Origin of the sequence: Akkermansia sp. RCC_12PD, assembly GCF_036417355.1 — a bacterium.
Classification (GTDB): Bacteria; Verrucomicrobiota; Verrucomicrobiia; order Verrucomicrobiales; family Akkermansiaceae; genus Akkermansia.
Map to the genome: position 1 here is coordinate 3,093,317 of NZ_CP143889.1, position 12,693 is coordinate 3,106,009.

The window sequence follows — 12,693 nt, forward strand, 5'->3', positions numbered from 1 at the left end:
ATATCTTTTCCAGTAAAAACAACACGTCGCGGCACTCGCCCCGGCCATCCGGCCGATCCGGGCATGAAACGTCCAAACCAGCCTGTTTTCTCAGATCCTTTTAAAAGGACCTCATTCTGGAAGATTTCAGCCAGTCCTCCAGTTTTTTGGAGGCCTTTGCCTCCCTGTTCACGTTGCCTTCCGGCGCGGCCTTCGGCGAAAAGGCCCTTGCCAGAACCCATGCCAGTTTGTTTTTTACGTTCATCATGTTTTTCTATCAGGTTTGAACCCCTCGGAACAGAGACCGTTCAGTGAGGAACCGCACCGTTCCCGCGGGGAATGGCGCCTACTTACTGTACAAGATACATTTACAGCAATAGAAAAAATTCCTTCTTTTGTCATACTTATGACGATAAGCAGGAGAAGAATAACAACCGCTAATCAAGAGATGATTCCAGCAGACGGCTTTCCCTGGCGATCTCCTTGCTGAACGGCTTGCCTATCTTTTTCATTTCCGCTTCCACCCTCCGGTGTGACGAATTGCCCTCCATCATGTCGTCCACGGAACGCTTCAGGGAAGCCAGGTTGGACGTGTAAAGCTTCCGGCGGTCCGCCGTACGGGACTGGAGAACGCCCTTCCGGTCAAAGAGGACCAGAACGGTATAAACGTCTCCATTTTTGCCTCCGGCGATCAGCCCCACGCCAAACAGGGGGATATTGCCCACCAGATTGTTTTTCGCCTTCCGGTAGCGGTACGTCCACAACACTCCCTTTTCCATCTCCAGCACGTCGGAAGGCTGCCCCAGTGCCTCGTAAACGTCGGCCTTGGCGGCCCTGCCCGGCTTCAGTCCTTCATAGCTTGAAGCGGAAGCCACCGCCTTGTTCCCGTAAGTCACGGAACAGGCCGCCAGCACCAGGCCGGCGGCGGCCACGCATGGAAGAACCGCGTAAAGATTTCTCATGACGGCAACGGTACGCCGTCCCGCCACCAAGTCAATCACCCGCGCAGCCATTCACAACAACATCTCCCCGGACAGCGGAAAGGCAGGAAATGCCGAGCCGCTGCCGGGACGGTCTAATTTTCCCCGAATTCGTACTTTTCCGTCTTCCAGAGGAACATCCTGCGGTACACATGGTATTCCGTCAGGCAAAGAATCGGCATCCCGATGATGCCGATGAAGGGCAGCAGCCGGAACAGGTGGCGGCACAGAAAGAGGAATACCATCAGGAAGCTTTCCCGGAATACGGTCATGTACAGGGAATAGGGGTCAATGAGTGTCCGCTTGTACAGGGATGAGGCCAGGAGAGGCCCCAGAATGGGGATGATCCCCAGAAACACCACGGCCCCGAAGGTCCACCAGGTACGCCGGGAAATGTAGGTGTCATAAATGTCCACGGACCGTTCCCCCTGGAGCACGGCCTTCCCGCACGCCGGGCATTTCTGCAACAGGGTGGGTTCCTTCAGCGGCTCCCCGCAGTAAAAGCACCTGCGGAAGCTACGCAGGGCTTCTTCATGCCTGATTCTTCCGGATTCCGGCACCACTTTCCGGAGACGGGAATACCCGAGCCAGTTCAGGGCGCGGGGAAAGGGATTCGGCGCTCCGCATTTGGGACAGTGGAGGCCGCAGGGATACATCACGGTACCGCATTCCGGACACACGATGCGGTGCCTGTATTCCCTTCTCTTGCAGAAATGGAACATGGCCCACATGCCCGCGCCGCCCAGAATGGCCAGGAGAATCACCACCCCGGGATACAGGAGGGAATACGCCACCAGGTACTCCGACCAGGAATGGTCCGAATGATGCACGAGGGATTCCGGCCGTATGGGATTCTGCTCCACGTCGGGAAGCTGGCTCACATATCTTTCCCCCATGTCCCTCAGCGGCCCCGCGGGCAGCCATTGTTGTATGGGATAGGGTTCTCTCATGATCGGATGTGCATACGGTGCTCACATTACAGACAGGATTCCCCCACGGTTTCCGTCAAAAAAGCCTGCGTCATTCATCGTAAGGCCACGGTCCGGAAACATGGAGAAAAAAGTCAGCCATTGCCGGAAAATTCCGGCGGCGGACGGAAGCCGCACTTTTCATGAAAAGCCTTTCCATGTAACATCCGCAGCCATGCCGACACTCCGCCAAGCCACGAAAGACGACATCATGCTCATCCACGAACTGGCACAGCAGGCTTTTCCCGCCACTTACCGGGACCTCCTTTCCCGGGACCAGATGGAATTCATGATGGACTGGATGTATTCCCCCGCCAACCTGCTCAAGCAGATGGAGGAAGGGCACGTGTACTTCATCGCCATTCATGAAGGGGAACACTGCGGTTACCTTTCCGTTCAGCCGGAGGGACCGGGCGTCTTCCATCTGCAGAAGATTTACGTGCTGCCCGGCTTCCAGGGAAAGCACATCGGCAGCTATCTGTTCCGCCAGGCAGTCAGCTACATCAGGAGCATCCATCCCGCGCCCTGCCAGATGCGCCTGAACGTCAACAGATACAACACCAGAGCCGTCGAATTTTACAACCGTATGGGAATGAAGGAAGTGGAGCGCGGAGACTTCCACATCGGCCACGGCTATTACATGACGGACTACATCATGGGCCTGGACATTGCCTGAGCACTCCGGCACAAGAAACCCGCACTTCTGGACGGATGCATGTTCCCTGCTTGACTCTCAATGGAAAATGTTCCATCATTCTTTCATATGAGAACCCTGACCACTCTTTTTCTTGCCGGAACCCTGGCCGCCGTTACGGCGCCAGCATACATCCATGCGGCGGAAACCGGCAAGGGGGTCAAAGTCACTTACCCTGCCTTTGACGACAGCAAGTACATCCACGGCCCGAAAATCACAGCTTCCAGCCTGAAAGGGAAAGTCGTCTTTTTTGAATACTGGGGCATCAACTGCCCGCCATGCATCGCCAGCATGCCGCACCTTCAGGAACTCCAGGATAAATACCAGTCCAAGGGGTTCACCGTCGTTGGAAGCCACAGGCAGGGACTTTCCCCCAGGGTGAAGCAGTTTCTGGAAGAAAAGAATATTTCCTTCCCCGTTTACCAGGGACTGGACATCCCGGCAGCCTCATGTCCGGGCGGACTGCCCCACGCCGTTCTGATCGGGGCCAATGGAAAAGTCGTTGCCAAGGGATACCCGCCCGAACTTTACGACCTGGTTAAAAAGGAAGTGCTCAAGGCGGAGCGCGGTCTTCCCATTCTGGAAGACGTGGAGCTGAACAAGTACAAATCACTGGCAAAAACGGTCGTCTCCAACGGCAACAACATCGAATCCAAAATCACTCCCCTCCGAAAAAAGACGGACGACGAGGAAGCACAGGCCGTGTGCGCCGCCTTTGACGACTGGCTGGGGGATGCCAAGGACATGGTGCAGGCCCAAATCAGCACCAACCCTCTGGAAGCGGTCTCTGCCATCACGCGCCTGAAAACCGCCGTGCCATCCGTCAAGGAATTCGATGAAGCCCTGGCAACGCTGAAAGCCAACAAGGATCTGCCCAAGCTGGCGGATATCAATAAAAAGATCTCTGCCTTGGAGCAGCGCAAGGCCAAAGGGCGCAAAATAGCGGAAGCGGACCTTAAATCCCTGACGCAGGCCGTGGACAAATTCACGGAGTCCGACAACGAAGCCACGCAGACCGTGGCATCCAGCCTGAAAAAATCTCTTTCAGCTCTGGCTACTCCCACCTCTGACGAGAAATAACTCTTCCGCCGGACAGTCCGATTTCCAATACAAACAGGCGTTCACGAACGCCTGTTTCTTTTTGATCCGAAAGTTTTATTCTTCTTACCGCCGGATAAAACGTCGGGAGCCGAAAGAACCGAACAAGTTTTCCGGACAAAAGAGGAAAGCGCCTGGTCATCGTCCAGTTCCATCATCAGGAAATGTGGTTTGGCTCCAGGATAGGGACTGCCCTGCTCTTGTTCCGGAAGCATCTCCAGCCCCGGAACCGTCACCTTTACAAACAACTGGTTGTCGCATACCAGACCGAAATATTTCCGGTCACAGTACAGACCGTATTCTCCAAACATTTTTTTGAAGGAAATCTCCCCTGCATGCCGGAGCTGGAAACAAACATACTCTACAAAATCCGGAGACGAGGCCATGCCTTATATTCCCATATACACGGCCTTCCCTGCAAGCTGTAAACGAACATCTTTTGTCTCCATGATGCCTTTTATGGAATCCGTTCCGCCATCACTCGTTTTCAATCCTGTCGCGATTCGGGAACCTTTCGCGGAAAAACCGTCCCTGCCGCCTTCCCCTCAAACCGCTGCAAATCCGTTCTTATCCCGTTCACGAGTGCTGGGGCACCTCTTTCCCTGCCGCTTTGAACTCATGTGGAACATAAAACAGGCTTTACAGCAAAAAATTTTCAAGATACTTTACGCCCACGCTTTTTTGCATGGAGAGATGGCAGAGCGGTTTAATGCAGCGGTCTTGAAAACCGCCGTGGGGAAACCCACCGTGGGTTCGAATCCCACTCTCTCCGCCAACAGTTTAAGTAAGAAAACCTACGTAAACCTTGATATCGTAGGGGATTATGAATAAGGTTCGCGTAGGTTTTCTTACGCGAACCTTATTACAAAACCATTACAGAAGATATTACAGGTATGAGTAAGCCTTTTTACAAGGGGCGTCTGTCCATCAACAAGGAAAAATCCTCCCCCTATTGGATGGTGACATTTCAGGGGCCGGACGGCAAGATGAAGCGCCGTTCCACGAAAGTTCCTGTGAATGGCGGAGAATTTGAAGGAGACCGGATCACGGCCAAACTGGCGGAACGTATCGCCTACCAGCGGGGCGTGCAGATAGCCTGCGCGGAAGCGGAAAACCATCAATCATACAACAACACCTCCGTTCGTGCCTGGTGTGACGGATTTGTAGGGCGCAAGGCGGCTCTTGTCTCCGAGCAGACGGCCTACAACGCTAGAACCGCCTGCAAGCATTTTTACGAGTATCTGGGAGCGCGGGCGAATGCTCCGCTTCGCCTGATCACCAAGGCAGACATCAAGGGGTTTGTGGCTGCACGCCGCGAGCTGGTGCGGCAGAAGACTGTGTACAAAGATATGTCCGTTCTTTCCCAGGCATTCGCCGACGCCGTGGATTCCGAAGTGATTGACCGCAATCCGTGCACCGGCGTTTCCATTCCCCCGGACCGCGCCGGGGAAAAGCTGCACAAGGAAGCCTTCACCATTGACGAGATCCGCTACATGATTGAACACTTCCCTCCCCTGTGGAGTTCCGCTGTGCGTTGCTCGTTTGAGACCTTCGGGCAGCGGCTGGGGGATATTCTACGCCTCAACTGGAATCAGTTTGACTGGGAGCGCCGCGTCGTGCGCTTTGACACTGGGAAGACGGGGCGCTGGATGGATCAGCCCATGAGGGAGGGCTTTTACCAGTGGGCGCTCGCCCGCTGGAAGGAAGCCGGGGAACCGGCGGACGAACTGCTTCACGCGCCCCTTCTGGCCCTGGGGGATGGAGCTTCCGCCCAGTTCGGATTGTTATTGAGAACGCACGGCATCGGCGTGGTGCACGGCGCTGCCGGCGGCCGCAGACGGAGGATGAACAGCAAGTCCTTCCACAGCATCAGGGCCACGGCGGCCACGTTGTTGCAGGCTTCCGGCGTTTCCCAGGGGCTGGCCATGGAGCTGGTGGGACATGATTCATCCGCCGTGCATGCGGTTTATATCCGTCCTTCCGCGGACCAGCTACGTTCTGCAGCCGAATCCCTGCCGGAACTTTAAACACAAAAAGCCCTGCTCCCAGCTCAGGAACAGGGCTTGCAGGTGAAAAAAATACTGGCTCTACGCCCCCATCAGGCGCATGTACTTGGCTCTCACCTCGGCAAAGCGCGGATTGTCACAGTCGTGGAATGCTGCGTAATCCGGGTGTTCCGGGTCGTGCATCATGCGCTGGGCCTCCCCGCGGGCCTGCTGTTCCTGGCGTCCGGGCGGCACGGGAAGGGCCGGCTCATCCAGCAACCTGCCAACCGCATCCAGAATCTTGTACATGGCCGGGTGGTCGGCAATGCCCATCTCGCTGAACACGCTCTGATCAACCCCGGCCATGCGGCACAGGCGGCCAGCCATCTGGACGGCCCGCATCTGGCGCGAGTCGCTATCCCGGCCCCATTCGCCATCCAGTTGCTTCCATGCCTCGTTCATGGCTGCTTCCTGGGCCTGCTGTTCTTCTGCCGCCTTGGCCGCCATGCGGGAATCCATATCCTTGATAAACGCAGAAAGTCCCTCAACGGGCAGCCCGTGGGTCTTGCCTGTCTCAGTCAGCAAATTGCGCAGCGTCTCGTCGCCGGAAAACGACTCGTCAAAAGCCAGCACGTAATCCTCCTGGGCGGGAGGAGCGTCCTTCGGTGCAGCCGGATCCGCGGGGGGAGGATCTGCAGGCGGATTGCCGGGCGTCGGATCTGGATTCGGGGCCGGTTCAGCCAGACTGGGACGGCCGGGCGCAGCAGGAGGGGCAGGAACTCCTCCACCCCCACCTCCGCCTCCATTCTCAGGAGCCTCATCAAACAGGAATCGGTTATGGTACAACTTAAATAAATTCATAGTGGTTATTCTGTGGTTTCTTCTTCTGGTTCGTGGTTATTGCCAATAACCGCTTCGATGAACAAAATCACCTCGCGGTAGGCATCTCGACGCATGGCGTCAAGGGGATCGTAGGAACCGGCCTTCCCCTGGAAACAGGGGAGGTCGGTCTGGAAATGTCTCTTCAACTCCGTCAGGACCTCCGGATTCCTGAAAGCATCCCGGAAAACCCTTCTGCGGCGTTTCATGATCTGTTCGTACTCTGCTTCCGTCTTCATGATGCTTGTAAAGCCTGCTGTGCCTGGGCGTTATTCCTATTTGCTACGGAGGACTGTTCCGCCAGCATCGCCTGCAGGGCGGCTTCCTGCTGCTGTTTTCTCTCGTCCTCCTTCTTCTTCAGCTCTTCCTCCGTCGCCTTGCACTCCATCGGAGCGCCCTTGGAATCGTAAATCAATTCCCCCGCCTTATTGAGATTCACAATATCCAGCAACTCCGGCCGCCCGGTCAGCTGTGACAAAGTGCCAATGGACTCAAGAGCCGTCATCAGGCCGTCCGTCTGCGTCCGGGCAATCGCCTGGGCAATCTTGCCCATGAACAGCACTTGAGGTACAGCCAATCTGGTGGGCGCTCCCCTCCGGTTAACCTCAAACACCCCCGGCACCGGATCCGGCATCTTCCCTGCCCGGTACAGCAAGGCCATAATACGTTGGCACATCGCCCGGAAATCAGACACAAACAGTGTAAAAGAAGGGGTAAATCCAAGAACCTTCTCGGCTTCCCGGGCCGCCACCTCCGTGGCCGTCATCTGGCGGTCAATACGGGAAACGGTCTCCAGCATGGGAACGTAAAAAGCCTCTTCAATCTTGGCGTACAGGCCGCGCAGATACTCAAGACCAATATCATACTGCCCCTGCGTCCCCCACTCTTGGGGAAGTTTGAGGGAAGCCGCCTTCTCGGAAATAACTGTCTGTCCTCCAGCCCTCAAATCCACGTCTCCGTACTGCTCGGCCAGCAGGAAAAGCCTCGGATACGCTTTCACCTGCCCCAGCGTATAAAGAATCTTCTCCATATCAATAGCCATGCGGATGGTACGCCGGGCGTGCCATGCCGGACTCACCCCATAAGGACTATCGCCCCAGCGCAGGAAACGTGTCACCAGGAACGGAAACTCGTAAAAACCGCTCTCAAACACAATCCTCTTATCGTCCAGGGAAACAATCACATCCTGCCATGGCCTCTTCTTGGCTGGCAGATTATTGGAAAGCAGCCTGCCCTTCGGATTGGGAAGCACGCACTGCACAAACTCGAAAGAATCCGTGTACCGTCGCTTTTGGTCTTTCAAGGCTCTCCTGACCTTGGGCCCCAGCGCTTCTTCTCCCCACTTCTGCGCGGCTTGGTGGGCGGTTAGCCTGAACCAGCGCACCAATGTGTCCACATCTCCGGACTCCGACTCCGCAATGGCATAAGTGCCCGTGGGAATGTGCCGGAAAATCAGCTGCTTGTTAAGACTCATCTCGGCGAACATGCAGCCGGTCCCCGTCAGGCATCGGTCCAGGTAAACCTCGTGCATGACGCTGTAGAAATTGGAAACGGCAAGTTCCCTCTCCTTCACTTCCGTAGCCTTGCTGTACCAGTCATTCAGTAGCTGATTCCCATCCTTCTGATACCCGACAGGGCGCAACGTGAACCAGCGCCTGTCCAATGGCGTGATGTACGTCAGGTGGGCGGACGCCAGCTTTTTCAGGCAGGTATTGGCAACATCGCTATGCTCCAGGCCGCCGCCGTTATCCGGTACGCTGTCTGGATGGGCATTGCCCGTAGCCCTGGGCATGATGATGCGGCGCATCTCGTCCCAGCCGCCTTCAAAAGCAGCGCGTTCCGTGCGCAGATTCTCTGCCAGTGCAATATAATCGCGTACCTCCATGACTGTTATCCCAGGGTTTTGCGCAGCGTGGAAAGGCCGCCGGACAAATTCGGATTATTCACCGTGTCAGACAACTTCAATCTTCGCTTGCTCTTGGTCTGCACATCCTCGGACGCGTCGGAAACGGACATCTCCGTAGCCGTCGGATTCAAAGGCTCTTCCACCACCGGCGGGGCCGGAGCCTGCGTGACTTTTGGTTTGAAAATAGATCCCATGATAATATTACTGGTTGAGGGTGTAGGCGTCCACGCCTTGTGCAATAGCGCGGGCAATGGCGCCGGGGGTGTCGCGCAACACGGAAGCGTCTCCAGGGTTGGTCAGAAAGCCACACTCCACCAGCACGGCGGGCGGCACGGTCTTACGAAGCACATAGAGGCTGGACTTATTGGGCCGGCAGGAGCGGTCAGGGCGTGCCTGAACATGGTCAGTGCGGCCCGGCATGAGCTTGCAGAGAGGCCCGGCAATGGCTTTGGCCAATGCTTTGCCCCGCGCAGAATCCGTGTAAGAACCGTCGCCGTGGTAATTGCGGTGGTGGCAGACGTGCGCCCCGCAGGCTGTGGCAGAATCCGAAGAATCACAGTGAAGGGAAATGGAAATGTCGAAGCATCCGGTATTGATGACCCTGACGGTATGGGCAAGGTCATCGTCGTTGTCCATACGGGGGAAGTCGATGATTTCCACGTTGTGCCCTTGGGCTCTCAGCATGGGGGCCAGATGGTCGGCGATAGTTTTGGCCGTGGCGTGTTCTTCCAGGCCGTTGCCGCGGGAGCCGGTATTGTTGGCATGTCCGATGTCTAAAGCGATATTCATTTGTTCAGGTATTGGTTAATAAGGTGTTCTGGTACGTCGTACTCCGCGTAGATGCTGTTGAGGTGCCATTCTTCGTGCTGGGCCTTGTAAGCTGAACGCTGCTTCCTGCTGGGCAGGATGTGCATTTCCTGCTTGCGTCCGGGAGTGTTGATAACGAGAAGGTAAAGGTATTGTTCCGGCATGGTTAATTAAGTTATAAACTATTTCCTGTAGAACTGGTTAGAACTGGTAAGAAAAACTTTACAGTTGGGGTTAGTTTTCGTCGTCAATGAGGGCTTTGTTGGCCGCTTTGGCGAGGTCGCAGTTTTTGCAGTTGCTGATGAGCTGCATGGTGAGTTCCCTGATTTGGCGGTCGCGGGCGTCGATGATGTCGTCTTTCCGCTTGAGCAGTTTGATGGTGTAACTGACGGCGTAGACAAGGACGCCGAAGCCTCCGAGGGATCCGACTGCCGATACCCAGCCTTCGAGTTCCGTTGTGGCCGGAACGGTGGCAAGTATGGAGCCGACAATGTAGGAGGCACGCGAGATGTTATCCATGTGCAGGGGTTATTTTTCCTGTTTGATGACGACGGGGGCTTGTTCCGCGGAGGCCGGAGGTTCCGGTGCATTCTGGCGGTAGGTGATGCTCTGGCCGTTTTTGTCCAGGACGAGGCAGGAGCCGTCTTTGCAGATTTCCGTATGATCAGGCGTGATGGTGACGTCATGCCCGCATCCAGCAAGGGAGGATGAGATGCCAAGAACAGCCAATCCGGCGACAATGATGGAGGCTGCCCAATAGAGGGCTTTCTTCCAGCCGGACGTTTCTGACGCCTTGACGCCGAGGTAGTCCTTCACGTCCTTAAGCGCGTGCTTGCCGATGATGGGGAGGGCAGTATTTGCTACTGCAATCCATCCTTTCTGTTCGTTTTCGGTCAGGTCTGGCCAGTGAGGGATTGGCGTGTTGGACTCATTATGTGCCTGGGCTGCATAGTACATGTGCATTTCCCTGGCGATAGCCTCGGCGTGATTGCATTGATTATTAGTAGTCATATGGTTATGGTTGTTTGGTGAAGTGTTTGAAAAACGCCACGGAGGCGGAATCCGTGATCACAAAAACCGGGTAGTCGCGGGAAGTGAACACCCTGCGCCCTCCTTGGGGATTGACGGCCTCAACATCAAGCGCAACCTCGTCCCGTTGCCCGGTGGGGGTGTAAGGATCATCCTCACTGTAGATCGTCGCCGTCATCAGATGCGCCCACACCTGAGACGCCTGCCACGGCTCGGCCAGCCCTACCAGCGCGGCCACAACGGCGGCCATGGCCGGGGCTTGATCGGCGGGGATCTCGTCCTGCGTATAGCGGTCCGTGCGGATGTAACCCTCCGCATCCCGGTACACGGCGGTCATCGTAAACTCCTCCCACACTCCGGGCCGGGGAAACTGAATTTGTAATTGTCTTTCACTCATAACTCTAACTGGCCTGAATCAAACTGCACCACTCTCCCACAACAGTCCCTCCATAATACCGGGGAGCATGGACTCCCATAGCCGCATGCCATCCTGTCTTTGCCAGAGACAATCTATTATTGGATAGTACCCCACGATAGGAACTCCCTTCAAACGTCTCCGGCAAAACCTTATAGGAAACAAGACGGCCAACCTTCTTATCAAAACCAACCAGCCATACCCCGGAAAACTCACTCGTCATGGACAAGGCCACCCCCCGCAACGCAAGACTGTCAGGAACTGAAGAGCGATACTCGGTATTGACGAGACTGTTGGAACCACGATCCCACCAGAACATGCGGACAAACACGCTGCACTGAGCATTGGCCGGACGGCCAATCTGAACATCAACCCAATACCTCATATAATCCGCGGGCGTGACAAACGGATCTCCATCCAGGCTCGCGTAATCCGCATTGAAAGCAACATTGCCGATGGCGATGGAATCGAAACACCGTCCAAACCCCAAACCGCAGGACATCGGAAAATAGCAACTCGTCAAGCTGTCGTAATCGAAATTGAAATAGTCAGGACTGATCTGGGAAAACTCGGCCGTGGCTACTGTCCATGCCGGCATATTATCTCTGTTGGCAGCCCACCAAAAACGGTCCAGAAGCACGCCAAAGGGAACAGGGTTGGGAGACTTGAAATAAGTCCTCAACGGAGAAAACTCCATCTCCTGAAGAAGCTGCACCTCGCGGAATCTGGCCGCCTGCGTATCCATGGATGGCGCTACGGGAATATTAATCCCCCCGTTGGCGTTGATCACGGCGGCCGTGGTCAGCCCTCCGGCCAGCGTCATGTTCCCGGCAGCGTCTACTTGAGGAATGGCGTCCAGGGCCTGCTGGGCCGCCGTGGCGGCACTGGCCGCGCTGGTGGCGGATGTCCCGGCTCTTTCCGCTGCCGCTTCTGCTGCTGTCTGTGCCGTCTGTGCGGTAGTGCTGGCATCAGTAGCTTTTTGGACCATTCCGCCAATGGACGACTCCGCCGTTGCCTGCGCTGTTTTCACCGCCTGTACTGCTTCCGTCTCCGCCGTCCCCACGGCGGTGACAGCGGCGCTTTGGGCGCTGGCAACACTCTGCTGTGCCGTCTGCGAGGCCCTGCCTACAGCAAGCACGGAATCAGCCTGCTTGCCTTGGATAGCGGTAACGGCTTCCTCCCTGGCCGTGCTGATCGTCTGCTCCGCATTGCTGACCGTCTGCGGCCAAGTGGAGGAAATCCCCACCACCTCCGCCCTGGCATCGCTGGCGGTCTTGGCATCACGGGCGGCCTCTGCCGCGGACGTGCTGGCGGCGGACGCGGAATTGCCTGCCTCTACCTTGGAGACCGCGGCGGATCCGGCATAGCCCTCCGCCTCCTTGGCCCGTTCCGTGGCGGTGGAGGCAGCGCCGGTTGCCGTCGTGGCGGCCTGTCTCGCTGTTTCCGCGTCTGTGTGGGCGCTGGAAGCATCCTGCTGCGCCTGCTGGGCGGCGAGAGAAGCCGCCGTGTTTGAAAGCCACTGCGCCTTAATCGTCTTACCTGCCTCAATGGGAATCGCAATACCCATCACCGGAATATCGTACACCGTTGTAGCCTCGAGGGGAGCCACAGACTCCACAGCACCAATGTAACCGGAAAACAACCTCAAATCCTCACCGGACTCGTCCTGGGCATGAATGGCATAAGGCCAGCGCCCGATAGGCAGCGCCGGAAAAGTAAGCTTCAGGTAATTCTCCTGTTCGCCGTGTTCAATGGTGATAGGCAGGTCTCCCTGTTCGGTCTTCACCGCGCCCGTGAAGGAAACCCCTGTCACCGGAAAAGGAGACTGTGTCACATCCTCACGCAACAGCCAGCCAATGCGTTTCGCATAGCCGGCGGTCGTGGACAAATGGCGTGTAATCCCCAAAAAATTAAGCATGCCTCCTTCATGAGGCAAAACCGGAAAAACCTCAA

Annotated in this window: 17 protein-coding genes and 1 tRNA gene; 4 read left to right on the top strand and 14 right to left on the bottom strand. The window is 56.4% G+C overall.

Annotated features, from left to right (window positions below; all coding sequences use genetic code 11):
• Positions 1 to 100: 100 nt before the first annotated feature.
• The 3 genes from V3C20_RS13080 to V3C20_RS13090 all read right to left on the bottom strand — a co-directional run bounded on the left by V3C20_RS13080 (position 101) and on the right by V3C20_RS13090 (position 1,909).
• On the bottom strand, positions 101 to 247 hold the full coding sequence (locus V3C20_RS13080) for a hypothetical protein (protein ID WP_153812533.1): 147 nt from the start codon (positions 245 to 247) through the stop codon (positions 101 to 103).
• 169 nt (positions 248 to 416) lie between these two features.
• Complete coding sequence (locus tag V3C20_RS13085) at positions 417 to 941, bottom strand: hypothetical protein (protein WP_149873728.1); 525 nt, start codon at positions 939 to 941, stop codon at positions 417 to 419.
• 113 nt (positions 942 to 1,054) lie between these two features.
• Positions 1,055 to 1,909, bottom strand: coding sequence for a hypothetical protein (locus tag V3C20_RS13090; protein WP_130082531.1), 855 nt, complete (start codon positions 1,907 to 1,909; stop codon positions 1,055 to 1,057).
• Between the two features lie 193 nt (positions 1,910 to 2,102).
• Here V3C20_RS13090 and V3C20_RS13095 point away from each other — a divergent pair, with 193 nt between their 5' ends.
• Both V3C20_RS13095 and V3C20_RS13100 read left to right on the top strand, forming a co-directional pair.
• Positions 2,103 to 2,603: a GNAT family N-acetyltransferase gene (locus tag V3C20_RS13095; RefSeq protein ID WP_130082530.1), complete on the top strand. Its 501-nt coding sequence runs from the start codon at positions 2,103 to 2,105 to the stop codon at positions 2,601 to 2,603.
• A gap of 87 nt (positions 2,604 to 2,690) precedes the next feature.
• A complete protein-coding gene (locus tag V3C20_RS13100) occupies positions 2,691 to 3,701 on the top strand; it encodes a TlpA disulfide reductase family protein (RefSeq protein ID WP_161981248.1) in 1,011 nt (336 codons plus the stop codon).
• Positions 3,702 to 3,742: 41 nt separating this feature from the next.
• On the opposite strand, the gene V3C20_RS13105 is transcribed toward V3C20_RS13100, so the two are convergent.
• On the bottom strand, positions 3,743 to 4,105 hold the full coding sequence (locus V3C20_RS13105) for a TfoX/Sxy family protein (RefSeq protein ID WP_130082528.1): 363 nt from the start codon (positions 4,103 to 4,105) through the stop codon (positions 3,743 to 3,745).
• A gap of 301 nt (positions 4,106 to 4,406) precedes the next feature.
• Between V3C20_RS13105 and V3C20_RS13110 the strand changes: the two genes are divergently transcribed.
• Together V3C20_RS13110 and V3C20_RS13115 are read left to right on the top strand one after the other, a co-directional pair.
• Positions 4,407 to 4,494 (top strand) — tRNA-Ser (locus V3C20_RS13110).
• A 118-nt stretch (positions 4,495 to 4,612) separates the two neighbouring features.
• On the top strand, positions 4,613 to 5,746 hold the full coding sequence (locus V3C20_RS13115; protein WP_130082527.1) for a tyrosine-type recombinase/integrase: 1,134 nt from the start codon (positions 4,613 to 4,615) through the stop codon (positions 5,744 to 5,746).
• A 60-nt stretch (positions 5,747 to 5,806) separates the two neighbouring features.
• Here V3C20_RS13115 and V3C20_RS13120 read toward each other — a convergent pair whose 3' ends face one another.
• From V3C20_RS13120 to V3C20_RS13165, 10 genes are all read right to left on the bottom strand, one after another.
• Positions 5,807 to 6,565, bottom strand: a complete 759-nt coding sequence (locus V3C20_RS13120) for a hypothetical protein (RefSeq protein ID WP_149873319.1) — start codon at positions 6,563 to 6,565, stop codon at positions 5,807 to 5,809.
• Positions 6,566 to 6,570: 5 nt separating this feature from the next.
• A complete protein-coding gene (locus tag V3C20_RS13125) occupies positions 6,571 to 6,822 on the bottom strand; it encodes a hypothetical protein (RefSeq protein WP_130082525.1) in 252 nt (83 codons plus the stop codon).
• A complete protein-coding gene (locus tag V3C20_RS13130) occupies positions 6,819 to 8,468 on the bottom strand; it encodes a portal protein (RefSeq protein WP_130082524.1) in 1,650 nt (549 codons plus the stop codon). Before V3C20_RS13130 ends, V3C20_RS13125 begins: the two co-directional genes overlap by 4 nt.
• A 5-nt stretch (positions 8,469 to 8,473) precedes the next feature.
• Entirely contained in the window at positions 8,474 to 8,683 is a 210-nt protein-coding gene (locus V3C20_RS13135) for a hypothetical protein (protein ID WP_130082523.1), read from the bottom strand.
• 7 nt (positions 8,684 to 8,690) lie between these two features.
• Positions 8,691 to 9,278: an N-acetylmuramoyl-L-alanine amidase gene (locus tag V3C20_RS13140; RefSeq protein ID WP_130082522.1), complete on the bottom strand. Its 588-nt coding sequence runs from the start codon at positions 9,276 to 9,278 to the stop codon at positions 8,691 to 8,693.
• Complete coding sequence (locus V3C20_RS13145) at positions 9,275 to 9,460, bottom strand: hypothetical protein (protein WP_130082521.1); 186 nt, start codon at positions 9,458 to 9,460, stop codon at positions 9,275 to 9,277. Before V3C20_RS13145 ends, V3C20_RS13140 begins: the two co-directional genes overlap by 4 nt.
• A 70-nt stretch (positions 9,461 to 9,530) precedes the next feature.
• Positions 9,531 to 9,815 (bottom strand): hypothetical protein, encoded by a 285-nt coding sequence (locus tag V3C20_RS13150; RefSeq protein ID WP_094135211.1) that lies wholly within the window; start codon positions 9,813 to 9,815, stop codon positions 9,531 to 9,533.
• A gap of 9 nt (positions 9,816 to 9,824) precedes the next feature.
• Positions 9,825 to 10,307 (bottom strand): hypothetical protein, encoded by a 483-nt coding sequence (locus V3C20_RS13155; protein ID WP_130082520.1) that lies wholly within the window; start codon positions 10,305 to 10,307, stop codon positions 9,825 to 9,827.
• Between the two features lie 4 nt (positions 10,308 to 10,311).
• Positions 10,312 to 10,722: a hypothetical protein gene (locus V3C20_RS13160; protein WP_149873727.1), complete on the bottom strand. Its 411-nt coding sequence runs from the start codon at positions 10,720 to 10,722 to the stop codon at positions 10,312 to 10,314.
• Positions 10,723 to 10,726: 4 nt separating this feature from the next.
• Positions 10,727 to 12,628: a hypothetical protein gene (locus V3C20_RS13165; protein WP_149874449.1), complete on the bottom strand. Its 1,902-nt coding sequence runs from the start codon at positions 12,626 to 12,628 to the stop codon at positions 10,727 to 10,729.
• Positions 12,629 to 12,693 lie beyond the last annotated feature (65 nt).